Source organism: Mesorhizobium sp. M1396, assembly GCF_040317725.1.
GTDB lineage: Bacteria > Pseudomonadota > Alphaproteobacteria > Rhizobiales > Rhizobiaceae > Mesorhizobium.
Genome location: NZ_JAMYLA010000039.1, coordinates 33,965 through 55,755 on the forward strand (window position 1 = coordinate 33,965; position 21,791 = coordinate 55,755).

Below are 21,791 nucleotides of genomic sequence, written 5' to 3' on the forward strand. Positions count from 1 at the left end.
GCTAGCTTTCGTCCTCGGCAGGCACTGCTTGTCCCACCGCCTTGCGGCGCAGCATCTTGGTCAGCTTCCAGATCGTCGGGCTGTTCTTGATGAAGGCTTTCAGCCGCGCGCCCTGCCTGAGCGCCAGCGACAGCACGCGGCCCTTCGTAGTCAAGGGGACCAGTACCTCGAAATGCTGGGTTTCGATATCGCACCACAGCCGCTTGTATGGCTCGTCGCCGACGGAGAAATCATAGACCTCGAAACCGCTCTCGCAGGCTTCCTGGATGTTGTCGAAGAACAGGAAATCGCCGGGGCTGGCGTGACCGAGATCGTCCTCGGTGATTGCGCCGAACTCGCAGATCAGGCGCTTGCCCGAGCGACTCGATCCAGTGATGGCGCGCAGCTTGCCGGCAACCTCGAGCCCGTGCAGCACGAAGGAAGGTTTGTCCTCGGCAAGCGCTTGCACGAACAGCGCGCGGAAGAAGCCGCGCACCTGCTCGCCGCCGAAGACGTTGGTGATGCCCATCTTGCGGAAGCGGAATTCCTTCATCTCGAAAAAGGCGTCGAGCAGCCTGGTCACCTCGTCCGCCGTGCGCGCCTCGATGCGCCGATGGCTGCCGACGGCCTCGAACTTGCGGATCTGAGAACGGTGCTTCTTGCGCTTGCGTTTGCCGCTGGCGCGAGAAAGCAGCGCATCGAAGCCGCCGGCAAGGTCGACGGCCAGCGACAGATTGGGGCTGGCAAAATGGTCAAGCGAGGCGAGGGGATTGGCGACGCCGTCGAGATCGGGCAGCAATCGTTCCAGTGCGACGAGATCGATGTCCGGGCGTGCCTTGGCGATAGCCGCCAGCATCGATCGGACGGCCGGGATATCCGCCCTGGCCAGCCAGTCCGCATCGCCGGCGACGAAGTTGCCATTGGCGTGGCGGCCTCCCATGAAGCGGGCGACGCGGAACGGACCGCTGGCGGTGACTTCCAGCGCCAGCGAAAAAACCGGCCTGCCTTCGGCGCTCAGCGTGGTGACGAGCAGATCCGTTCCGGCCTCGGCGGCCCAGTTCAAGACCCAGGCAGCACTCTGCGCCGGTGCGAACAGGGCCGAGCGGCAGAACTCGGCATAGGCCGCGAGCCCGTCCGCGGACACCACTGAAATCGACAGGCCGGCATGTTCCCGTGGCAAGGCGCGCGACGACGCCTCGGTCGCCGCAAGCCGATTGCCGTCAAATGACGCTGAAGCGTCAACCATACCTCAATCCTTAGGGCGTATTGATCGCGATTTGGGGTTCGCGCAGGCGCATTCCGTGCTTGGATCAGCCTAGGCGCAAAAGGTGAATGAATGATCGACGGCGGGGAGGCAATCCGGAAACTGGCGCTGAACGTCGCCCGCTATACCGGTCTCGCACCGCTGGCCAAGCCGTTCATCGGCGGCATTGGTGCCATCCTGATGCTGCACCGCGTCACCGCGACGCCGGAAAAGCCGCACAGCGTCAACCGGCATCTCAACATCGCGCCCGGTTTCCTCGATGCCATGATCGCCGACATGAAGGCGCATGGCTATGCCTTTGTCTCCATGGACGAAGCCGTTGAGCGCATCAAGGCAGGCGGCAAGGGTGGCCAGTTCGCAACCATCACCGCCGACGACGCCTATCGCGACAACATGACCGAGGCGCTGCCAGTGCTGGAGAAGCACGGTGCGCCGATCACCATCTATGTCGCGCCCGGACTGATCAACGGCACCGCCGATTTGTGGTGGGATGTGGTCGAGGACATCGTCAACGCGCGGAATATCTTGGCGCTGACCGGGCCGAACGGTCCCCTGACGATCGATTGCTCGACCCCCGCGAAGAAACTGCAAGCCAATGCACGCCTGCACGCCTATCTCACCTCCGAAGTCCGCGAGGAGGATCTGCAAGCGGTGCTGCGCGACCTGGCTCGCTCAAATGGTGTTGACGCCGACGGTCCGCGCTTGCGGACATTGATGAACTGGGACGAAATCCGCAGCATCGCCGCGCATCCGCTGGTGACGATCGGCGCCCATACGATCAGTCACAGCAATCTGAAGCGGCTTTCAGAAGATGATGCGCGGCATGAGACCGGCGCCGTGCGCGGCATGTTGCAGGCCGAACTGGGCGAAAAGCCCGGCCATTTCGCCTACCCCTATGGCTATGCAAGTGCTGTGGGCTGCCGGGAAGTCGGCTTTGCCCGCGACGCCGGCTACACCTCCGCCGTGACGACGCGCCACGGCGTGCTGCGCGCCGAACATGCCGGGTTCCTGCATGCCTTACCGCGCATTTCAGTCAATGGCCGCTACCAGAGCCTTGCCCACATCCGTACCATGCTGTCGGGCGTGACGACGCCGCTCGCCAATGCAGGGAAGATGCTCGTTACCATCTGACGGTGACGGGTTCCGCCTAGCGCTTGGCCCGCGGCTCCAGCATCAGCCATTTGATGATGCCCATCGCCGGCAGCACCCAGAGCAGGCCGCTGAGCAGGAAGAACAGGAAATGCACCCACGGGCCCGACTCCGACAGCTGGGCGACCGCGAAGATCGATGCGACCAGCGCATAGATGATGACCAGCGCAATCAGCAGAAACATTCCGATCAGCTTTTTCAGGCGCAGGGGCATGATTGGTCTCCTGTCGAGGATGCCGGCAACTCGGACAAGGGACCGGGCAACCTCTGAGTGTTGGCCTCGCATAGGCCTTGGCGCGAAGCTGTGCAACCGGTGAGACGCGGCGCGCGACGGCGTGCCGCGCCGCATGGCCTTGCCAGCACGAGAGCGATGGTCCACCAATCCGCCAAACCAACCTGCCGGGACAAGACCATGGCTGCCATACCAGCTGCCGCGCCATTTGTGGCCCGCGACCGCGACCTCCACAATCGGGCGCTGCTGCGCGGCTGGCTCTATGTGGTGGTGGTGATGCTGTTTGCGCTTGTGCTGGTCGGCGGCGCCACCAGGCTGACCGATGCCGGCCTGTCGATCACGCAGTGGAAGCCGATCCATGGCGTCATACCGCCGCTCAACGACGCCGAGTGGCAAGAGGAATTCCAGCTCTACCAGCAGATCCCGCAATATGCCGAGCTCAACAAGGGCATGAGCATCGAGGCGTTCAAGTCGATCTTCTGGTGGGAGTGGGCGCACCGCATCCTGGCGCGCGGCGTCGGCCTGGTCTTTGCCTTGCCGCTGCTGTTTTTCTGGGCAACGCGCCGCATAGAGCGTGGCCTGGGGCCGAAACTCGCCGGCATCCTCCTGCTTATCGGCCTGCAGGGCGCCATCGGCTGGTGGATGGTGGCCTCGGGACTGATCGACCGGGTCTCCGTCAGCCAGTACCGTCTGGCCACCCATCTGACACTCGCGGCGCTGATCTTCACTGCGACCATGGTCGTGGCGCGCGGGCTGGCGCCGCATTCCGAACCCGCGGCCGACCGGTCGACGCAGAGGCTGGCCGGTTTTCTGGTGCTTCTGGCGCTGATCCAGATCTATCTCGGCGGGCTGGTCGCCGGGCTCGACGCGGGCTTGAGCTACAACACCTGGCCGCTGATGGACGGCAAGATCATCCCGGGCGATCTGCTGATCCTCGAGCCGGCATGGCGCAACTTCTTCGAGAGTCCGAAGACGGTGCAGTTCGTCCATCGGCTCGGTGCCTACACGGTGTTCATCGTGGCCCTGTGGCACGTGATCGCCACGCGCCGGAGGCTGCCAGGCTCAACCCATGCCCGCCGTGCGACGTTGCTGTTTCTGCTGGTGCTGGTGCAGGCCTCGATCGGCATCGGCACGCTGCTGCTGCATGTGCCGCTGCATATGGCGCTGACCCATCAGGGGTTTGCGCTCATCGTGTTGGGCTTTGCATCAGCGCATTGGCGCGGCACCAAGGGTGCCTATCCCTTGCCGCACGAAATCGCGCTCAGGAGCTGATCCCAAGCCGATCGGCCAGTCAAAATCCAGAATTCAATCCGCACCGTCCGCCGCGGCGTTGCGGCAGGCGGAATTCGACGTCGAGAAGACGACATGTTCAAACGAGCAGCATGCCGTGGCCGTCTCGGCAATGAGTTCGGGCGCGCTGACTTTCCAGCGCATTGGAAATGCCGGCGCGTCCATCAGAGGCTGAGCATCAGGTCCATGTTCTGGACGGCGGCACCCGAGGCACCCTTGCCGAGATTGTCATAGACCGCCAGCAGCAGGGCTTGCGCCCGTTTGTCGTTGGCGAAGACATAGACCTTCATCCGGTTGGTGCCGTTGTAGATCTCCGGATCGATCTCCGGCATGCGCTCCAGGTGCACATAGGGCGCCACCTCGACCACGCCGCCCTTGATGGCGGCGAAATGGTCGGAGATCGCCGCATGCAGCTCCGCACCCGTCGGCACATGGTCGAGGCCGCCGAGCTGCAATGGCACGACCGTGATCATGCCTTGCGCGAAATTGCCGACCGCCGGCTGCATGATCGGATCATGCGACAGCCTGGCATAGGCCCTGAGTTCCGGCACGTGCTTGTGCTGCAAGGTGAGGCCATAGGGCAGGAATTCCGAGGCGTCCTCGCCCTTGGCGACATAGTCCTCGATCATCGGCCGTCCGCCGCCCGAATAGCCCGAAATGCCGTTGACGGTGATCGGGAAATCGGCCGGCAGCAGGCCGGCGGTGATCAGCGGCCGCAGCGTGGCGATCGGTCCCTGCGGCCAGCAGCCGGGGTTGGCGACGCGCTTTGCCGAGGCAATTGTCTTCGCCTGCGTCTTGTCCATCTCGGCGAAACCATATGCCCAGCCTTCCGCCACGCGATGCGCGGTCGACGCATCGATGACCTTGGTGGTGTCGTTGGCGATCAGCGAGACGCTTTCCTTCGCCGCATCGTCGGGCAGGCACAGGATCGCGACATCGGCGGCATTGAGGAACTCGGCACGCGCGGCTGTTTCCTTGCGGCGCTCGGTCGGAATGGAGATGATCTCCAGGTCGCCGCGCTCGGCAAGCAGCGCCCGGATCTGCAGACCGGTGGTGCCGTGTTCGCCGTCGATGAAGATTTTCGGTTTCATGGATCGATCAAATTCCCTGATATTTCAAGACTATATGTCCTGACCTTGATTCACTGCGGCACCGTTGTGGCTGCCGTTGTTGTTCAGCTCTTCAAGCCGGGCCTTCCGCTCCGCCAGCAGGCCGAGATACTGCATGGCCACCATCGAACCGGCGATCGCTGTTATATCGGCGTGATCATAGGCCGGCGCAACCTCTACGACATCGGCGCCGACAATATCGATTTGGGTGAGCTGGCGCAGCGTCGACAGGATCTTCGCCGACGACGGCCCGCCGGCAACCGGCGTGCCCGTTCCTGGCGCATAGGCCGGATCGAGGCAGTCGATGTCGAAGGTGAGGTACGTCTTCTTGCCACCGGTGCGGTCGACGATGGCGTAGGCGATATCGGACGCCCGCATCTCCTCGATTTCATGGCCGTAGAGGATCTTGATGCCGAACGTGTCGGGCGCATGCGTGCGGATGCCGATCTGGATCGAGCGGTCGGGATCGATGATGCCTTCCTTGACGGCGCGGCCGACGAAGGAGCCATGGTCGATGCGCTTGCCGTCGTCCGGCCAGGTGTCCTGGTGGGCATCGAACTGCACCAGGGCGAGCGGGCCATGGATGGCGGCATGCGCCTTGAGCAGCGGCCAAGTGACGAAATGGTCGCCGCCGAGCGTCAGCAGGAAGGCCCCTGATTTGAGGATCTTCGCCGCTTCGCGTTCGATCGTACCGGGCGTCTTCTGGTGGTTACCGAAGTCGAGCAGGCAATCGCCATAGTCGACGACCGCCAGATGCTCGAACAGATCGCGTGAAAACGGATATTGCGGGTCGTTGTCGAGGATCGCCGAGGCGCGGCGAATCGCCTGCGGCCCGAAACGGGCGCCGGGCCGGTTGGTGACGGCGGCGTCGAAAGGAATGCCCCACACCACCGCGTCCGCGCCCTTCACGTCCTTGGTGTATTTGCGCCGCATGAACGACAGCGCGCCGGAATAGGTCGGCTCGAACGCGGCGCCCGTCTTGGAACGGGCGGTGAAGGCGTTGTCGATGTTGTTGTTCGCCATTACGGATCCTCGTTTTTCATCGGGGTGCAACAACTACAGAAGCGGCACGGAAGATGCCAGTCACAGCTTGGCGAGACGGAATGGTGCTGCGCGAGTGCACGTGGCGCCTCATTGAGATGCCGGCCATGGCTTGGTTCCGCCGGCTCTCGAAACGCATCTGACGCGTTCCGCTAGCCGGCTTCGTTCACCGAGATGTCACGGGCATCGCCTATCCGGGTTTCGATCCGGCAAGGAGCGATTCTCGATGCGGACCCTCTGGCTGAGCCTTTTGTTTTCCGCGGCACTTGCGGCCGCCGCTGGCCAGGCCTTGGCCGGCGAGACCCGCGCCAGACAGATACTCGACCGCTTCGAGCATGCCAACCAGTGGCGCGACCACGTGATGGTGGCCGCGCATCGCGCCGGCAGCATGCAGGCCGGCAAGACGCTCTATGCGGAAAATTCGATTGCCGCCGTGGAAGGCTCGATCGCCATGGGCGCGGAGATCGTCGAGGTCGACATCAGGCGCTCGAAGGATGGCGAGTTCGTCGTCATGCATGACAGCTGGCTTGACCGCACCACGACCTGCAAGGGCGAGGTGGTCAAGCGCACGCTGGCCGAACTGAAGACCTGCCGGCTGGTGGTCGAGGGCACCGGCGTCGTCACCGATGAAACGGTTTCGACGTTGCGCGAGATGCTGATGGCGACCCGAGACAGGATCCTCATCAACCTGGATAACAAGCTCGACGTTGGCGATCTCTCGGGCATGATCGCGGTCGCTCGCGATCTCGGCATGGCCGAGCAGGTCATCGTCAAGGAGAACCTGTGGAACTCCACCCGGATTTCAACGGTCAAGGCCGCCATGGGCGCCATCGGCGGCGGCTTCCAGTTCATGCCGATCATCGCCGATGACGCGGTGCACGATGCCGGTTTCGCCGAGACGGTCGACCACGCCTTCTCACCGCGCGCGATCGAGTTGATCAACTGGCGGGCGGGCGCCGAGACGCTGACCGAGGCCGGCGGACCGCTGTTCAGCACGCGCATGCGCGCGGCCGCGGCGAGGGGCAATTGGCACATCTGGGCCGATACCTACGCCATCGTCAACAAGCCGGGCGGCTTCCTGGCCGGCGGCCGCGGCGACGAACTGGCTGTGCAGGCCAGCCTGCCGCGCGAAAGCTGGGGTTTTTGGGCCGATCGCGGCGCCACCATCATCCAGACCGACGAACCGAAGGCAGCCATCGACTGGCTGGCGGTCAACGGTTTTCGTGTTCCCTATGCCGACAAGGCGCGGCCGGTTGAGCCGGCGAATACGGCAAGTATCAATTAGGAACGCTGGCGCCGGGTGACTGCCGAGCCCTAACAGGAAGGCCTTGCTCCCCAGTGGGTCGCCCGCCCTCAAGCAGCCATCGCTATGCCATCCAATTTCCTGAGCACGTCGTCCGAAAGCATCAGTTCGGCAGCAGCGAGGTTCTCCCTGAGATGCCCGACAGACGATGTACCGGGGATCAGCAGGATATTGGGCGCGCGGTGCAGCAGCCAGGCGAGCGCGACCTGCATCGGGGTGGCGCCGAGGCGCTTCGCCACATCGGACAGCGTCGAAGACTGCAGCGGGTTGAAGCCGCCGAGCGGAAAGAACGGCACATAGGCGATACCGTCGCGGGCAAGATCATCGATCAAGGCATCGTCGTCGCGATGCGCCAGATTGTACTGGTTCTGCACGCAGACGATCTCGGCGATCCTACGTCCTTCCTCGATTTGCGCAGCCGTCACGTTGCTCAGTCCGATATGCCTGACAAGCCCCTTTTGTTGAAGCTCGGCCAGCACGGTGAGCGGCGCTTCGATCGATCCTTCGGCGGGACCGTGGGGGTCGAACATGATGCGCAAATTGACCACATCCAGCACTTCGAGCCCGAGATTGCTTAGATTGTCATGCACCGCCTGGGACAACGCTTGGGGAGAGAAGGCCGGCAACCACGATCCATCCGTGCCGCGGCGGGCGCCGATCTTGGTGACGATGACCAGATCGTCAGGGTAGGGTGATAGCGCCTCACGGATCAGAAGGTTGGTGACGTGCGGACCGTAGAAGTCGCTGGTATCGATATGATCGACCCCTTGCGCCACGGCGTCGCGTAGCACGGCCAATGCCGCGTCATGGTCCTTCGGCGGCCCGAACACGCCGGGTCCGGCGAGCTGCATGGCGCCATAGCCGAGCCGCTTTACGGTGTGGCTGCCAAGGGTGAAGGTGCCGGCCTGTTGAATGTTGGACATGATTGATCTCCTTTGAGGAGGCAGAGATAGGCCCTGCTCAATCCTATGATAATCGGCTACTATCCACACGGGCTGTGCGGAATTGCGAACAATGATGGACCTCAGTGATCTGAACGCCTTCGTGGCGGTGGCGCGCGCCGGCCGCGTGCCCGCCGGCGCGCGGGCCCGCGGCGGCGGCGCCCGCGGTTTGAGCGAGGCGGTGCGTCGCCTCGAGACACAGCTCGGTGTCAGGCTGTTCAACCGCACGACGCGCAGCGTTGTCCCGACCGAGGCGGGCCTCAGCCTGCTGGAACGGCTCGGCCCGGCGCTGTCGGAGGTCGAGGCGGCGCTGGACGTGGTGAACGGGTTTCGCGACAGGCCGGCGGGCTCGTTGCGGCTCAACGTGCCGGTGAGCGCGGCGCGGCTGATATTGCCCGACATCGTGCCGGATTTCCTCGCCGCCTATCCCGGCATCCGGCTGGAGGTGATCGCCGACGAGAACTTTGTCGACGTACTCGCGGCCGGGTGCGACGCCGGCATCCGTTACGACGAGCGGCTGGAGCAGGACATGATCGCGGTGCCGATCGGGCCGCGCGTGCAGCATTTCGCCACCGCCGCCAGCCCTGCCTATCTCGATCGCCATGGGCGGCCCGAACACCCGAGCGATCTGCTCAGCCATTCTTGCGTGCGCGGCCGCTTTGCCAGCGGTGCGATGCTGCCTTGGGAATTCGAGCGCGACGGTGAGGTGGTCCGGGTCGATCCGACGGGGCCATTGATCGTGCGGATCGGCGGGGCGACCGATCTTGCCGTCGATGCGGCCATCGCCGGCACCGGCGTCATCGGCCTCTTCGAGGGCTGGCTTCGCCCTTACTTCGACAGCGGCGCGCTTGAGCCCATTCTCGAACCGTGGTGGCCGAGTTTTCCCGGACCGTTTCTGTATTATCCCGGTCGGCGCCTGGTGCCGGCCCCGCTACGAGCGTTCATCGATTTCATCAAGGGCGGCAGAACCTGAGAGCTGGCGCCAGGCATGACCTGCGCCCGCGCCATCACCCCGCCCCGGCGCTACGCGCCGACCTCCCCATCGAGGTCCCATCGAGGGGAGCTATAGCGCCGCGCTCTTCTACCTCCCCTTGATGGCGAGGTCGCGCCGAAGGCGCGGGTGGGGTGACTGCCGAGCCCCAACGGCAAAAGGCCGCCCGGAGGCGGCCTTTCGATTGTCTGAAGCGGCGGTGGCTTAGCGCTTCGAGAACTGGAAGCTGCGACGGGCTTTCGCCTTGCCGTACTTCTTGCGCTCGACGACGCGGCTGTCGCGGGTCAGGAAGCCACCCTTCTTGAGCACGGCGCGCAGCGTCGGCTCGTAGTAGGTCAGCGCCTTGGAGATGCCGTGGCGCACGGCGCCGGCCTGGCCGGAGAGGCCGCCGCCGACGACAGTGGCGACGATGTCGTACTGGCCCGAACGGTTCGAGGCGATGATCGGCTGGTTGAGGATCATCTGCAGGACCGGGCGCGCGAAATAGGTCGCGAATTCCTTGTCGTTGACGATGATCTTGCCCGAGCCGGGCTTCACCCAGACACGCGCGATGGCGTTCTTGCGCTTGCCGGTGGCATAGGCGCGGCCCGACTTGTCGAGCTTCTGGACGTGGACGGGGGCGGCCGGCTGCGTATTGGTGTTGCCGGTGGCGGTGCCCAATTCTGCGAGCGAGGAAAGCTCAGCCATCTTATGCGACCTTCTTGTTCTTGGAATTCAGCTTGGCCACGTCGAGAACCTGGGGCTGCTGGGCGACATGCGGATGCTCGGCACCTGCATAGACGCGCAGGTTCTTCATCTGGCGACGGCCAAGCGGGCCACGCGGCACCATGCGCTCAACGGCCTTCTCCACGACACGCTCGGGAAAACGACCCTCGAGCAGCTGGCGCGCGGTGCGCTCCTTGATGCCGCCGGGGTGGCCGGTGTGCCAGTAATAGACCTTGTCGGTGAACTTCTTGCCGGTGAACACCACCTTGTCGGCATTGATGACGATGACGTTGTCGCCGTCGTCGACATGCGGGGTGAAGGTCGGCTTGTGCTTGCCGCGAAGATGATTGGCGATGACAGTGGCCAGACGACCGACGACGAGACCTTCGGCGTCGATCAGGATCCACTTCTTCACCACATCCGCAGGCTTCTGCGAAAAGGTTGTCATGTTTTCTGCTCTCGGTTCTGACCTTCACGGGGAAGGCGTTTCTTGTTGCTTGGATTGGCGAAAAGCGCTTGCCCGCCGCCAATAACAAAACGGCGGCCTTTGCGGGCCGCTGCTTCGTGAGGGCTTATAGGCGAGGGTGGTTGTGGCGTCAAGGCACGTGAAAAGGAGAATACCAGGCAAAGCGCAGCAAAAACAAAGGCTTGGGAAAAAGGTATTATTTTACCACACCGATCTGCGACCGCTTGTCTGGGGCAGTCTCAGTGCTTTGCCTCGATTTCCCTCCGAGCGGCGCTGGAAAGGAAGGCTGATCGTGTAATGCCGCGCTCACGGGCGGCGGCGTCGATCGCCCGCAAAACACCGCGCTCGAAAGTGACGTTCGCCCGGACGACCGCGCTGTCATTGTCGATGAGCGGCACCGAGACCAAGTAACCGCCTTCGGCAAGCGCGTTGCGTATATCGGGGCGGGCGACAATCGCTTCGTGGCTGGACGGTTCGGGAACGGGCATATCCTCCGCCCACAATTGCAAGGCTTCAACGGCATTGGGCAAGATGTCTTCCGCCGCGTCCGCAGCCGAAAAGCAGCCGGGAATGTCGGGAAAGCGGATGCCGAAAGCGCTATCGGGGTCTTTGTCGACCAAGGCGAAATAGTTCTTCATTGCGGTCTCCGGGCGTCAGCCTATTTGATCCAACCAGCTTGCTTGGCGATCGCGCGAGCAGTGCCGGTTGGCAGATCTTTCTCGGGATGCGGAACAATCAACACGATCCCGCCCTTCCGGAATTTGTGGTGCGAGCCGCGCACGGAAATCAGCTCGAACCCCTCCTCCCTGAGACGCTTTACGATCTTACGGCTGTCACGTTCCAGCAAAAGTCACCTATGCGCATATATATACACATCGAAGGAAAATTCAATCTTCAGGATCGCTTCGGCGGGATCGAATAGGTGCCCATGGCGTGCGCGATCGTGTGTCCGTCCGGGCCGGCGACGATGTCGATGTCGAACACCATCAGGCTCTTTCCCAGCTTCAGGATGCGGCAGTGGCCATCGATCGGCCCGGCCTCGGCCTTGCGGACGAAATTGATGTTGAGATTGGTGGTGACCGAGAGCGCATCCGGTCCGGCATGCGACAGCACGCAGACATACCCACCGATGTCGGCCAGCGTGAACAGCGAGGGGCCGGACACCGTGCCGCCGGGACGCAGATGCCGCTCGCCGGCATTGAGCCGGACAATACAGCCGCCCGGGAACACGTCGATCGTCTCGTAATATCTGAACTGCTCGTTGAGCTGCGGATAGACGGTCTCCATCAGCGCGTTGACTTTTTGTGCGGTCAGTACCGGCTTAAGATTGGAATGGGCGGGCATGTCGGCCTCTCGTTTTGTGCATGCCTGTATCAGCGCGCACGGCATTTCTGGCAACCTTCCTCCCTTGGCGCAAGCGATCGGTGTTGGACGAAACCCGATCCGGTATTAGATACTGTGCCTGCCCCGAGCGGAATCGCGGAGACCTCATCCATGGCCGAAATCCTTGCCATCAAGCCTGCTGCCGTCGACGGTCCGGTTGCCGCAAAACTGGACAAGGGCGTGCTGCGCCTGACCCTCGCCAATCCGCCCGCCAATGCGCTGTCGCTGGCGGTGATGGCGGCGCTGACGGCGGAGTTCGAGCGCGCCAGGGCCGACAAGGCCGTTCGCGTCATCGTTTTGTCGGCGGCCGGCAAGGTTTTCTGCGCCGGCCATGACCTCAAGGAAATGACCGCGCGACGCGCCGATGCCGATCGCGGCAAGGCCTTCTTCGAAGAGACGTTCGCGGCTTGTGCCGCGCTCATGCAGGCGATCGTGCGTCATCCCCTGCCGGTGATTGCCGAAGTCGATGGCCTAGCCACCGCCGCCGGGCTGCAACTGGTCGCCAGCTGCGATCTGGCGATCGCATCGCATGAGGCGACCTTCTGCACGCCGGGCGTCAACATCGGCCTGTTCTGCTCGACGCCGATGGTGGCGCTGTCGCGCAACGTTTCGCGCAAGCATGCGATGGAGATGCTGTTGACCGGCGAGACGATCGATGCGGCGACCGCCAAGGAGTTCGGTCTGGTCAACCGCGTCGTGCCGCGCGAATATCTGAATCAGATTGTCACCAAATATGCGCAAACCATTGCTTCCAAATCATCTTTGGTGGTCAAAACCGGCAAGGAGGCTTTTTACGCGCAGGCCGAAATGGGGCTGGCGGATGCCTATGCCTATACCGGCCGCGTCATGGTCGAGAACATGCTTGCGCGCGACGCGGAGGAAGGAATCGGCGCCTTCATCGGCAAGCGCAAGCCGGAGTGGGCGGACGAATAGGAGCATCACCATGGAACCGCGAATCTCCATCATCACCATCGCCACCGACGATCTCGACCGCGCGGTGCGCTTCTACGAAGCGATGGGGCTGACCCGTCACGCCGGCATTACCGAAGGTGTCGCCTTTTTCCAGATGGGCGGCGTCATTCTCGGCCTGTTCCCGCGCGAAAGCGCCGAAGAGGATTCCGGCATCGCCTTCGCCAAGGGGCCGTCCGCTGTTTACCTCGCCTACAACACCCGCTCCGACGCTGAAGTCGACGAGGTGCTTGCCAAGGCCGAGAAAGCCGGCGGCCGCATCGTCAAGCCGGCTGGGCGCGCCTTCTGGGGTGGCTGGTACGGCTATTTCGCCGATGCCGACGGGCATGTCTGGGAAGTGGCGCACAATCCGGCCTTTCCGATCGCGGAAGACGGCACGATTTCGCTGCCTGGCTGATGGCCCATCGCAAGCAGCTGACGCGGCTCAAGGCACCTTATCTCAAGCGCATCCTGCTCGACCCCGCACGGGTCGAGGATTGGGAAAAATACCCCTGGAACCTGCCGCTGTTTCGCGGCCACGACTTCGAACTCGAATTCACCACGCCGATCACCATTATCGATGATGCGACCCGGATGGCTTTCTCGCCGAGGCGTTGTATGAGGACGAGCCATGAACCACGATAGCTACGACAACACCTACATCGCCGGCATCCTCAACTCGGTGAAGACCATCGCCATGGTCGGCGCATCCGCCAATGATGTGCGGCCAAGCTATTTCGTGCTGAAATATCTGCTGGCCAAGGGATATCAGGTGTTCCCGATCAATCCCGGCCAGGCCGGCAAGGAAATCCTCGGCCGGATGACCTATGCTAGGTTGGCCGACATTCCGGAGCCGATCGACATGGTCGACATCTTTCGCGCGCCAGCGGCGGTGCCCGGCATCGTCGACGAGGTGTTGCGGCTCGATCCCTTGCCGAAAGTGGTCTGGATGCAGCTTGGCGTCCGCCATGACGAGGCGGCCGTGCGCGCCGAGGCTGCGGGCATCAAGGTTGTGATGAACCGCTGCCCCAAGATCGAATACGGCAAACTGTCCGGCGAGATCGGCTGGACCGGCGTCAACTCCGGCGTGCTGTCGTCGAAGAAGCCGCTGATGCGCTCCGGATTCCAGAGTTTTGGCGTGCGCCAGAAATAGAAGCAAAATTATTCCTTAGGCCAGCGCATTTTCTCGCGTCCTGGCCGCAGATCGTTCGCTGAAGGACATTTTCTTCTTTGCTTTCGCGCCCGGGCTTCGCCAAGAATGCCCGGCGATTTCAAGAGTTTCAAAAAGGGAGGTTTTCAGTGACCCGCACGCCAGGTTTCAATACGCTCGCCGTCCACGCCGGCGCCAAGCCCGACCCGGCGACCGGCGCGCGTGCCACGCCGATCTACCAGACGACCTCCTTCGTCTTCGACGATGCCGACCATGCCGCCTCGCTGTTCGGACTAAAAGCCTTCGGCAACATCTACACCCGCATCATGAATCCGACGCAGGCGGTGCTGGAAGAGCGTATGGCGGCACTCGAAGGCGGCACGGCGGCTCTTGCGGTCGCCTCCGGCCATGCCGCGCAGGTGATCGTGTTCCACAATCTGATGCGGCCGGGTGACAATTTCGTCGCCGCCAACAAGCTCTATGGCGGTTCGATCAACCAGTTCGGCCATGCCTTCAAGAATTATGGCTGGGAGGTGCGCTGGGCCGACACCAACGACATCTCGACCTTCGAAAGCCAGATCGACGACAGGACCAAGGCGATCTTCATCGAGAGCCTCGCCAATCCAGGCGGCACCTTCGTCGATATCGAGAAGATCGGCGACATCGCGCGCAAGCACGGCCTGCCGCTCATCGTCGACAACACGCTGGCCTCGCCCTACCTGATCCGGCCGATCGAGCATGGCGCCGACATCGTCGTCCACTCGCTGACCAAATTCATCGGCGGCCACGGCAATTCGATCGGCGGTGCCATCGTCGATGGCGGCACCTTCGACTGGTCGAAGTCGGGCAAGTACCCGATGCTGTCGGAACCGCGCCCCGAATATGGCGGCCTCGTTCTGCACGAAACCTTCGGCAATTTCGCTTTCGCCATTGCCGCGCGCGTGCTCGGCCTGCGCGATCTCGGCCCGGCGATCTCGCCGTTCAACGCCTTCCTCATCCTGACCGGCCTGGAGACCTTGCCGCTGCGCATGCAGCGCCACTGCGACAACGCCGTGACGGTCGCTGCGTGGCTGTCCAACCACCCCAAGGTTGCCTCGGTTAATTACCCAGGCCTGCCCAGCGACAAGAACAACGCGCTGCAGAAGAAATATTCGCCGCTTGGCGCGGGCGCCGTGTTCACCTTCGCTCTCAAGGGAGGCTATGACGCCGGCGTCAAATTCGTCGAGGCGCTCGAACTGTTCTCGCACCTCGCCAATGTCGGCGACACCAAGTCGCTGGTCATCCACCCGGCATCGACCACGCACCGCCAGCTTTCCGACGAACAGAAGGTCAAGGCCGGCGCAGGACCGGACACGGTGCGGCTCTCGATCGGCATCGAGGACGTCAACGACATCGTCGCCGACCTCGAACAGGCGCTTGCCAAGGTCTGATCTTCTTACCCTCCCCCTTGTGGGGAGGGTCGGCGCGCAGCGCCGGGGTGGGGGTGAGCCGGGCGCAGCGCCGGCTCTTTCATGGAGGCAAGCCTTGTCCGCGCATTACTTGACAATATCGACAGACAGCGTCGACGCTGAACAGGGCGCACCGGCGCCGGATCGCCTGATCTCGGGCGATCCGAAATTCCGCACCTGGAACGTCGAGGAGCGGGAGGGCGGCCTCTATGCCGGCATCTGGGAATCGACCCCCGGCAAGTGGCGCATCGTCTATGACGAGTGGGAGTTCTGCCACATACTGTCCGGCGTTTCGGTGATCGCGGAGGATGGTGGGCAGGCGCGCACCGTCAAGACCGGCGACAGTTTTGTCCTGAGGCCGGGCTTCAGGGGCAGCTGGGAAGTGCTTGAAACGACTCGCAAGGAGTATGTGATCAAACTGTAGTCATCGAAGCTGGATCAGCCGACGCGATGGATGTTGCTGCCCGAAAACCCGGATTCCGCCATCATCTGCCGGCGCCAATCGCTACCCAGCGCCGGAGCAGGGTAGCTGAGGCAACCCCAGAACCCGTCAGAAACCGACCGCGAGCGTTTCCAATCCATGGAAGTGGTAAGTGTCGCGGAAGCTTGGACTTTCGGCAAGATGGAGCTTTGGGTGCCGTTCGAACAGGGTTTTCAAGGATACCTGCAATTCGAGCCGGGCGAGCGGCGCACCGATGCAAAAATGGATGCCGGCGCCGAAGGATACGTTCTTCTGGTCCACACGATCGGGCCGGAAGGTCTGCGGTTCGGCAAAGATGCGCGGGTCATGGTTGGCCATGCCGAGCAGCAGCCCGATCGTCTGGCCCGGCTGCACGACGATGCCGGGCGAGACTTCGATCTCCTGATAGGCGTAGCGCGTGAACATATGCAGCGGCGCATCGCAACGCAGGCATTCCTCGACCGTTGCCGCAGTCGCTTCGGGTGAACTGAAGAAGCGGCGCGGATCGCCGCCTTGCGCCAGGATCGAGCGGACCGCGTTGCCGGTCTGGTGCACCGTCGCTTCATGGCCGGCATTGAGCAGCAGGATCGCCGAGGATACCATCTCGTCCTCCGACAGCTTTTGGCCGTCCTCCTGCGCCGAGATCAGTAGGGACAGCAGGTCGTCGCCGGGGTTCTTGCGCCGCACGGTGACGTAACCGCGCAGGAAATCGGCAAATTCGCCCGCGGCGCGGTTGGCCGTCTCCTCGGTTTCGCGCGTGCGGCCATGCATGTACATGGCAACCATCTTATGCGACCAGTCGAGCAGTTGCGGCCCCATCTCGACCGGCACGCCGAGCATTTCGGCAATGATGGTGATCGGCAGCGGCGCCGCGAAGGCGGGCAGCAGGTCGACGGCTTTGCCAGGTTTGAAACGGTCGATCAGCTCGTTGGCCAGCGCTTCGACACGTGGCCGCAGCCGTTCGACCTGGCGCGAGACGAAGGCGCGGTTCACCAGTGTTCTCAGCCTTGTGTGCACCGGTGGCTCCAGTTCCAGCATCGAATTGGCTTCGATGCCGTCGAAAGCGCTGAGATGGCCGCGGTCTTGACCGATGCCGCGACTGTCTGGAATGCCGGCCGGGTTCTGGCGGCCGAAGCGGCGGTCGCGCAGCAGCCGGTTGACGTCGTCGAAGCCGCCAAAACACCAGAAGCCGAATTCTTCCCAGAAGAATGCATTCGATGCGCCATGCAGAAAGGCATAGGCCTCATAGGGGTTCTGAAAAAAGGCCGGCTCGTGCGGGTCCAATCGCAGGCGTCGAGTGGCTGGATCAAAGGCCAGGGCGGGTGGCGTCAATTTGCTCATGCCAGACCAATAGCGCGGCTTGCCAGCCGGGTTCCAGACCGTATGTTGGCGCCCAACAGCCCAATGCGTTGAGCCAGCCGACACGGCTGCGGAAAGACTGATTTGATGAATGTCATCGTTGTCGGCGCGGGTATCGCCGGTCTCTCCACCGCCTGGTCGCTGGTCAAGGCCGGCCACAGCGTGTCGATCGTCGAACAGGGGCCGATCCCCAATCCGCTGGCAGCGTCGGGCGACCATCACCGCATCATCCGCCGCGCCTACCGGGCCGGAACCGGCTATGGCCGGCTGATCACCGAAGCCTATCAGGCCTGGGACGAGATGTGGGCCGATCTCGGCGAAAGCCATCTTGATGCGCGCGGATTTGTCTGCATTTCGCGCGAGCCGGGCGACGAGGCCGAGGAATATCGCGAAGGCCTGGAAGAAGGCAATTTTCCTTTCGAATTGCTGGAGCCGGACGCGGCCGTGAAACGCTGGCCGTTTCTCGAAGCCGGTTCTTTCCGCTACGCCTATTTTTCGACCGAAGGCGGCGCGCTGCATTGCCGCAAGATCGCGGCGGGATTGGCAAAGTGGCTGCGCGCCAACGGCGCCAATGTGTACGAACACAGCAAAGTTACCGCGATCGACTCCGAGGCCGGCCATATCGTGCTCGAAAGCGGCGAGACGATGCAGGCCGACCGCATCGTCGTCACGGCAGGGGCCTGGGTGCTGAAACTGTTCCCGGAACTGGACGGCGAATTGAAGACCTATCGAACCGCGCTCGCCTATGTCGAACCGCCGGCCGACCTCGAGGCCGCCTGGCAGGCGGCGCCGGTCGTCCTCGATATCGGCGGCGCGGTCGACGGCTATGTGATCCCGCCTTCGGGCGGCGCCGGCATGAAGTTCGGTTCGGGGCTGCACAGGGTGCCGACCAGCGATGCCGACTGGAACCGTCAGCCAGTGCCGGGCGAGGGCGAAGCGATCCGCAACCTGTTTGCGCCGCCGATCGCCCGTATCGCGGAGTATCGGGTGATCGAAGTCGTCACCTGCGCCTACACCTTCACCGCCGACGAGAGGTTCTTCGCCCATGAGCGAGGAAAATGCCTGATCGTTTCGGCCTGCTCCGGCCATGGCTACAAGTTCGGCGCGGCGGTTGGCCGGCGTGTTGCCGCCGCCGTTGGCAATGGCGATATCGCCGGCCTGAAGTCATGGTTGCGGGCGGAGCTGGCCTGAACGCCGCCGGCGTCCAACCTAATCCTGGCAATGCCTCGGAATATGCACGCGCCGCCAGCCCGATGAGCCTTCGCGAACCAGAACGCGACGCGCGACGGTCCGGTAGGAGGCCGGGACATCGATGATGCGCCTTTGCTCCGGCCGAACCAGGACCTCCTCGGCGATGCTGTCGTACTGTGTCGGGATGACGACACGGTGCGTGCGTTCGGGCTGGATCACGACGGTCTCGGCGACGCGCTCATAGCGCGCCTTGTGCCAGATCTTGCACAGCACCTTGCGGCCATGGATGATGCGCCACTCCCAGGAATAGCCGCCGCTATCGACCTGGACCGTATGGTAGACGGTGCGGGTGACGGCGGGCACGACCTCGTAAGTCACCTGTGCCGGAACGGTCATCACCACCCGTTCGCGGGTGCCGTAGATGGCAGGGACATAGTCGACGACCTGCTGGCCGGGTGGGCTGACCAGCACGTCTTCATAGACCGTGTCGTAGACATCAGGCGTTCGGACGGGTTCATAGCATTCGACGGCGCGGCCGCCGGCCGCCGTCTGCGAAATCGTGCCGAGCATGGTCAGCCCGGCAATGGTGAAGCATGCGGTTTTCCCAGGCATGACACTCCCCCTGTTGAACGGCACAATGACGGTTCAACGTTGGATTGTAGGGGAAGAGATGTCGGGGGAAAGTGGATTTGCCTTATTTCGTTAAGCGATGCGGTTAAGAAATTGCTACGATGGTGAGGACGCCGCCGAACGATCGCGGCACGGGTCGATGAATCCCGTGAAATGTAACCTTGATTCGACTTACCCAGATGGCTAGGAGGGGTCGGCCTTGCACAAGGATGAGCCGGCATCCTATTTACGGAATAACGATCCAGAACCGATTCTGCCCGATCCGCCAGCATTCCCGGCGCCGGAATCCCACCGCGAGATAAGAGATATCTGATGAAGAACCCCGTCGAAACATACATGAACCTCGTTCCGATGGTGGTCGAACAGACCAATCGCGGCGAGCGGGCCTACGACATTTTCTCGCGCCTCCTCAAGGAGCGTATCATTTTCATCACCGGTCCGGTCGAGGACGGCATGGCGACGCTGGTCTGCGCGCAGCTTTTGTTCCTCGAAGCCGAGAATCCGAAAAAGGAAATCAACCTCTACATCAATTCGCCGGGCGGCGTCGTCACCTCGGGCATGGCGATCTACGACACCATGCAGTTCATCAAGCCGGCCGTGTCGACGCTCTGCATCGGCCAGGCGGCCTCGATGGGCTCGCTGCTCCTGACCGCCGGCCACAAGGACATGCGCTTTGCCACGCCGAACGCCCGCATCATGGTTCACCAGCCTTCCGGCGGCTTCCAGGGCCAGGCGTCCGACATCGAGCGCCATGCCCAGGACATCATCAAGCTGAAGCGTCGCCTTAACGAGGTCTACGTCAAGCACACCGGCAAGAGCTACGAAGAGATCGAGAAGACGCTCGACCGCGACCATTTCATGACCGCCGACGAAGCCAGGGATTTCGGCCTCATCGACAAGGTGATTTCGTCGCGCGAAGCGGCAGAAAGCGCTGTGGCATAAAGGCCAGTTGGCAGTTGGATGGCGCCATCACGCGCTTTTGGTGCGTCTTGCGGCATTTCGGCCACAATTGGCTGTTCCCTCGGGGGACAGGATTGCCTACGTTAAGCCTATGTTGAGTTTCGGCGGCTTAGCTTTATGCGGGGTTGTCGCGAATCATTGCCACGTTTTCTGATTTGTGTTTCGTACGGAAGCGTTGCGGGAGCCGGGACACACTGGCGGCGGCGGATTCCCGCGATAGATAGAATATGCGCCCTTTCAGCCAGACCATCGGCGGGCGGCCATGAAAGGACATGAAAATGAGCAAGGTCGGCAACAACAGCGGCGATTCCAAGAACACGCTTTACTGCTCGTTTTGCGGCAAAAGCCAGCACGAGGTGCGCAAGCTGATCGCCGGTCCGACGGTCTTCATCTGCGATGAGTGCGTCGAGCTCTGCATGGACATCATCCGCGAGGAGAACAAGACCTCGATGGTGAAGTCGCGCGAGGGCGTGCCGACACCGCAGGAGATCCTCAAGGTTCTCGACGACTACGTCATCGGCCAGCCTTACGCCAAGCGCGTGCTGTCGGTGGCGGTCCACAACCACTACAAGCGCCTCGCGCATGCCGGCAAGAACAACGATGTCGAGCTGGCCAAGTCCAACATCCTGCTGATCGGTCCGACCGGTTGCGGCAAGACGCTGCTTGCGCAGACGCTCGCCCGCATCATCGACGTGCCCTTCACCATGGCTGACGCGACGACGCTGACCGAAGCCGGTTATGTCGGCGAGGACGTCGAAAACATTATCCTCAAGCTGTTGCAGTCGGCCGACTACAATGTCGAGCGGGCCCAGCGCGGCATCGTCTACATCGACGAAATCGACAAGATCTCGCGCAAGTCGGACAACCCCTCGATCACCCGCGATGTGTCGGGCGAGGGCGTGCAGCAGGCGCTCTTGAAGATCATGGAAGGCACCGTTGCCTCCGTACCGCCGCAGGGCGGGAGGAAGCATCCGCAGCAGGAGTTCCTGCAGGTCGACACCGCCAACATCCTGTTCATCTGCGGCGGCGCCTTCGCCGGTCTGGACAAGATCATCTCGGATCGCGGCCGCAAGACGTCGATCGGCTTCGGCGCCGTCGTCGCTTCGCCCGAGGATCGCCGCACCGGCGATGTGTTCCGCCTTGTCGAGCCCGAGGATCTCTTGAAATTCGGTCTGATCCCCGAGTTTGTCGGCCGTCTGCCGGTTCTGGCCACGCTGGAAGACCTTGACGAGCCGGCGCTGATCCAGATCCTGACCGAGCCGAAGAACGCGCTGGTCAAGCAGTACCAGCGGCTGTTCGAGATGGAGAATGTCGACCTGACCTTCCACGAGAACGCCCTTTCGGCGATTGCCAAGCGCGCCATCGATCGCAAGACCGGCGCGCGCGGCCTGCGCTCGATCATGGAAGCGATCCTGCTCGACACGATGTTCGAACTTCCGGCGCTCGAAGGCGTGCGCGAAGTGGTGATTTCGGAGGAGGTGGTGACCGGCAGCGCCCGGCCGCTCTACATCTACTCCGAGCAGAAGGAAAAGAAGGGCAATGTCAGCGCCTGACATGAGCCCGCGGCGGAATTCTGAAACGGCGCCGCAAGGCGCCGTTTTGCTGTCGCGCGGGGTTTTGCGGGGGCGCCCGGTCCTAGCGTCGCAAATGTGTCACTTGCGGTACGTTGGAGGTACGGATTTGTACCCGCCCCTTGATCTTTGTGGGTCGTGCATCCAACTAATTGGAGAAGGCCGTGGTGCCCGATTTCTGTGCTGTAAAACTCCCGTCACAAACGGTGGTAGGCGGAACG

Annotated in this window: 25 protein-coding genes and 1 pseudogene; 13 read left to right on the forward strand and 13 right to left on the reverse strand. The window is 62.9% G+C overall.

The window, feature by feature from the left end:
- Window position 1: 1 nt before the first annotated feature.
- Window positions 2-1,225 carry a GNAT family N-acetyltransferase gene (locus NKH02_RS23435; protein WP_352881796.1) on the reverse strand — a complete coding sequence of 408 codons (1,224 nt, stop codon included), beginning with the start codon at window positions 1,223-1,225 and terminating at the stop codon, window positions 2-4.
- 90 nt (window positions 1,226-1,315) lie between these two features.
- On the opposite strand from NKH02_RS23435, the gene NKH02_RS23440 reads away from it, so the two are divergent.
- Window positions 1,316-2,374, forward strand: coding sequence for a polysaccharide deacetylase family protein (locus NKH02_RS23440; protein ID WP_352881797.1), 1,059 nt, complete (start codon window positions 1,316-1,318; stop codon window positions 2,372-2,374).
- A 16-nt stretch (window positions 2,375-2,390) separates the two neighbouring features.
- On the opposite strand, the gene NKH02_RS23445 is transcribed toward NKH02_RS23440, so the two are convergent.
- Window positions 2,391-2,606 carry a DUF2842 domain-containing protein gene (locus tag NKH02_RS23445; RefSeq protein ID WP_023759866.1) on the reverse strand — a complete coding sequence of 72 codons (216 nt, stop codon included), beginning with the start codon at window positions 2,604-2,606 and terminating at the stop codon, window positions 2,391-2,393.
- 198 nt (window positions 2,607-2,804) lie between these two features.
- Here NKH02_RS23445 and NKH02_RS23450 point away from each other — a divergent pair, with 198 nt between their 5' ends.
- Window positions 2,805-3,896, forward strand: coding sequence for a COX15/CtaA family protein (locus NKH02_RS23450; protein WP_352881799.1), 1,092 nt, complete (start codon window positions 2,805-2,807; stop codon window positions 3,894-3,896).
- Window positions 3,897-3,929: 33 nt separating this feature from the next.
- On the opposite strand, the gene NKH02_RS23455 is transcribed toward NKH02_RS23450, so the two are convergent.
- Genes NKH02_RS23455 through speB form a run of 3 tightly spaced genes read right to left on the reverse strand, consistent with a single transcriptional unit; the run spans window position 3,930 to window position 6,046 of the window.
- Window positions 3,930-4,079, reverse strand: coding sequence for a hypothetical protein (locus NKH02_RS23455; protein WP_352881801.1), 150 nt, complete (start codon window positions 4,077-4,079; stop codon window positions 3,930-3,932).
- On the reverse strand, window positions 4,079-5,005 hold the full coding sequence (gene argC / locus NKH02_RS23460) for an N-acetyl-gamma-glutamyl-phosphate reductase (protein ID WP_352881804.1): 927 nt from the start codon (window positions 5,003-5,005) through the stop codon (window positions 4,079-4,081). The genes NKH02_RS23455 and argC overlap by 1 nt, the downstream gene beginning before the upstream one ends.
- A 30-nt stretch (window positions 5,006-5,035) precedes the next feature.
- The gene (gene speB, locus NKH02_RS23465) at window positions 5,036-6,046 is read right to left on the reverse strand and encodes an agmatinase (protein ID WP_352881806.1); all 1,011 of its coding nucleotides are present in this window, start codon (window positions 6,044-6,046) and stop codon (window positions 5,036-5,038) included.
- Window positions 6,047-6,290: 244 nt separating this feature from the next.
- On the opposite strand from speB, the gene NKH02_RS23470 reads away from it, so the two are divergent.
- Complete coding sequence (locus NKH02_RS23470; protein ID WP_352870566.1) at window positions 6,291-7,349, forward strand: glycerophosphodiester phosphodiesterase family protein; 1,059 nt, start codon at window positions 6,291-6,293, stop codon at window positions 7,347-7,349.
- Window positions 7,350-7,417: 68 nt separating this feature from the next.
- On the opposite strand, the gene NKH02_RS23475 is transcribed toward NKH02_RS23470, so the two are convergent.
- Complete coding sequence (locus NKH02_RS23475) at window positions 7,418-8,290, reverse strand: aldo/keto reductase family oxidoreductase (protein WP_352870567.1); 873 nt, start codon at window positions 8,288-8,290, stop codon at window positions 7,418-7,420.
- A gap of 91 nt (window positions 8,291-8,381) precedes the next feature.
- Between NKH02_RS23475 and NKH02_RS23480 the strand changes: the two genes are divergently transcribed.
- Entirely contained in the window at window positions 8,382-9,281 is a 900-nt protein-coding gene (locus NKH02_RS23480) for a LysR family transcriptional regulator (protein WP_352881809.1), read from the forward strand.
- A 222-nt stretch (window positions 9,282-9,503) separates the two neighbouring features.
- Here the strand turns inward: NKH02_RS23480 and rpsI are convergent, their stop codons facing one another.
- The 5 genes from rpsI to NKH02_RS23505 all read right to left on the reverse strand — a co-directional run bounded on the left by rpsI (window position 9,504) and on the right by NKH02_RS23505 (window position 11,814).
- Window positions 9,504-9,986 (reverse strand): 30S ribosomal protein S9, encoded by a 483-nt coding sequence (rpsI, locus tag NKH02_RS23485; RefSeq protein WP_352870569.1) that lies wholly within the window; start codon window positions 9,984-9,986, stop codon window positions 9,504-9,506.
- Window position 9,987: 1 nt separating this feature from the next.
- The gene (gene rplM, locus NKH02_RS23490) at window positions 9,988-10,452 is read right to left on the reverse strand and encodes a 50S ribosomal protein L13 (RefSeq protein ID WP_023759853.1); all 465 of its coding nucleotides are present in this window, start codon (window positions 10,450-10,452) and stop codon (window positions 9,988-9,990) included.
- A 257-nt stretch (window positions 10,453-10,709) separates the two neighbouring features.
- A complete protein-coding gene (locus NKH02_RS23495; protein ID WP_352870570.1) occupies window positions 10,710-11,108 on the reverse strand; it encodes a type II toxin-antitoxin system HicB family antitoxin in 399 nt (132 codons plus the stop codon).
- A gap of 20 nt (window positions 11,109-11,128) precedes the next feature.
- Window positions 11,129-11,314, reverse strand: a complete 186-nt coding sequence (locus NKH02_RS23500; RefSeq protein ID WP_352870603.1) for a type II toxin-antitoxin system HicA family toxin — start codon at window positions 11,312-11,314, stop codon at window positions 11,129-11,131.
- 50 nt (window positions 11,315-11,364) lie between these two features.
- The gene (locus tag NKH02_RS23505; protein WP_352870571.1) at window positions 11,365-11,814 is read right to left on the reverse strand and encodes a PaaI family thioesterase; all 450 of its coding nucleotides are present in this window, start codon (window positions 11,812-11,814) and stop codon (window positions 11,365-11,367) included.
- A gap of 150 nt (window positions 11,815-11,964) precedes the next feature.
- Between NKH02_RS23505 and NKH02_RS23510 the strand changes: the two genes are divergently transcribed.
- From NKH02_RS23510 to NKH02_RS23535, 6 genes and pseudogenes are all read left to right on the forward strand, one after another.
- On the forward strand, window positions 11,965-12,786 hold the full coding sequence (locus NKH02_RS23510; protein WP_352881812.1) for an enoyl-CoA hydratase: 822 nt from the start codon (window positions 11,965-11,967) through the stop codon (window positions 12,784-12,786).
- 10 nt (window positions 12,787-12,796) lie between these two features.
- Window positions 12,797-13,219, forward strand: coding sequence for a VOC family protein (locus NKH02_RS23515; protein ID WP_352870572.1), 423 nt, complete (start codon window positions 12,797-12,799; stop codon window positions 13,217-13,219).
- Window positions 13,219-13,380: pseudogene (locus tag NKH02_RS23520) on the forward strand (AAA family ATPase); the annotation flags it as partial. The gene NKH02_RS23515 and the pseudogene NKH02_RS23520, both read left to right, overlap by 1 nt.
- Window positions 13,381-13,432: 52 nt before the next feature.
- Window positions 13,433-13,954, forward strand: a complete 522-nt coding sequence (locus NKH02_RS23525; protein ID WP_352881815.1) for a CoA-binding protein — start codon at window positions 13,433-13,435, stop codon at window positions 13,952-13,954.
- 146 nt (window positions 13,955-14,100) lie between these two features.
- Window positions 14,101-15,381, forward strand: coding sequence for an O-acetylhomoserine aminocarboxypropyltransferase (locus NKH02_RS23530; protein ID WP_352881818.1), 1,281 nt, complete (start codon window positions 14,101-14,103; stop codon window positions 15,379-15,381).
- 94 nt (window positions 15,382-15,475) lie between these two features.
- Window positions 15,476-15,823, forward strand: a complete 348-nt coding sequence (locus NKH02_RS23535) for a cupin domain-containing protein (protein WP_352881819.1) — start codon at window positions 15,476-15,478, stop codon at window positions 15,821-15,823.
- Between the two features lie 126 nt (window positions 15,824-15,949).
- Here the strand turns inward: NKH02_RS23535 and NKH02_RS23540 are convergent, their stop codons facing one another.
- Complete coding sequence (locus NKH02_RS23540) at window positions 15,950-17,200, reverse strand: cytochrome P450 (protein WP_352881822.1); 1,251 nt, start codon at window positions 17,198-17,200, stop codon at window positions 15,950-15,952.
- A 105-nt stretch (window positions 17,201-17,305) separates the two neighbouring features.
- On the opposite strand from NKH02_RS23540, the gene NKH02_RS23545 reads away from it, so the two are divergent.
- On the forward strand, window positions 17,306-18,409 hold the full coding sequence (locus tag NKH02_RS23545) for an NAD(P)/FAD-dependent oxidoreductase (RefSeq protein ID WP_352881824.1): 1,104 nt from the start codon (window positions 17,306-17,308) through the stop codon (window positions 18,407-18,409).
- 18 nt (window positions 18,410-18,427) lie between these two features.
- On the opposite strand, the gene NKH02_RS23550 is transcribed toward NKH02_RS23545, so the two are convergent.
- On the reverse strand, window positions 18,428-19,021 hold the full coding sequence (locus NKH02_RS23550; RefSeq protein ID WP_352881826.1) for a hypothetical protein: 594 nt from the start codon (window positions 19,019-19,021) through the stop codon (window positions 18,428-18,430).
- 330 nt (window positions 19,022-19,351) lie between these two features.
- On the opposite strand from NKH02_RS23550, the gene clpP reads away from it, so the two are divergent.
- Window positions 19,352-19,981, forward strand: coding sequence for an ATP-dependent Clp endopeptidase proteolytic subunit ClpP (gene clpP, locus NKH02_RS23555; RefSeq protein ID WP_111545684.1), 630 nt, complete (start codon window positions 19,352-19,354; stop codon window positions 19,979-19,981).
- A gap of 296 nt (window positions 19,982-20,277) precedes the next feature.
- The gene (gene clpX, locus NKH02_RS23560) at window positions 20,278-21,552 is read left to right on the forward strand and encodes an ATP-dependent Clp protease ATP-binding subunit ClpX (RefSeq protein WP_352870578.1); all 1,275 of its coding nucleotides are present in this window, start codon (window positions 20,278-20,280) and stop codon (window positions 21,550-21,552) included.
- The last annotated feature ends 239 nt before the right edge of the window (window positions 21,553-21,791 follow it).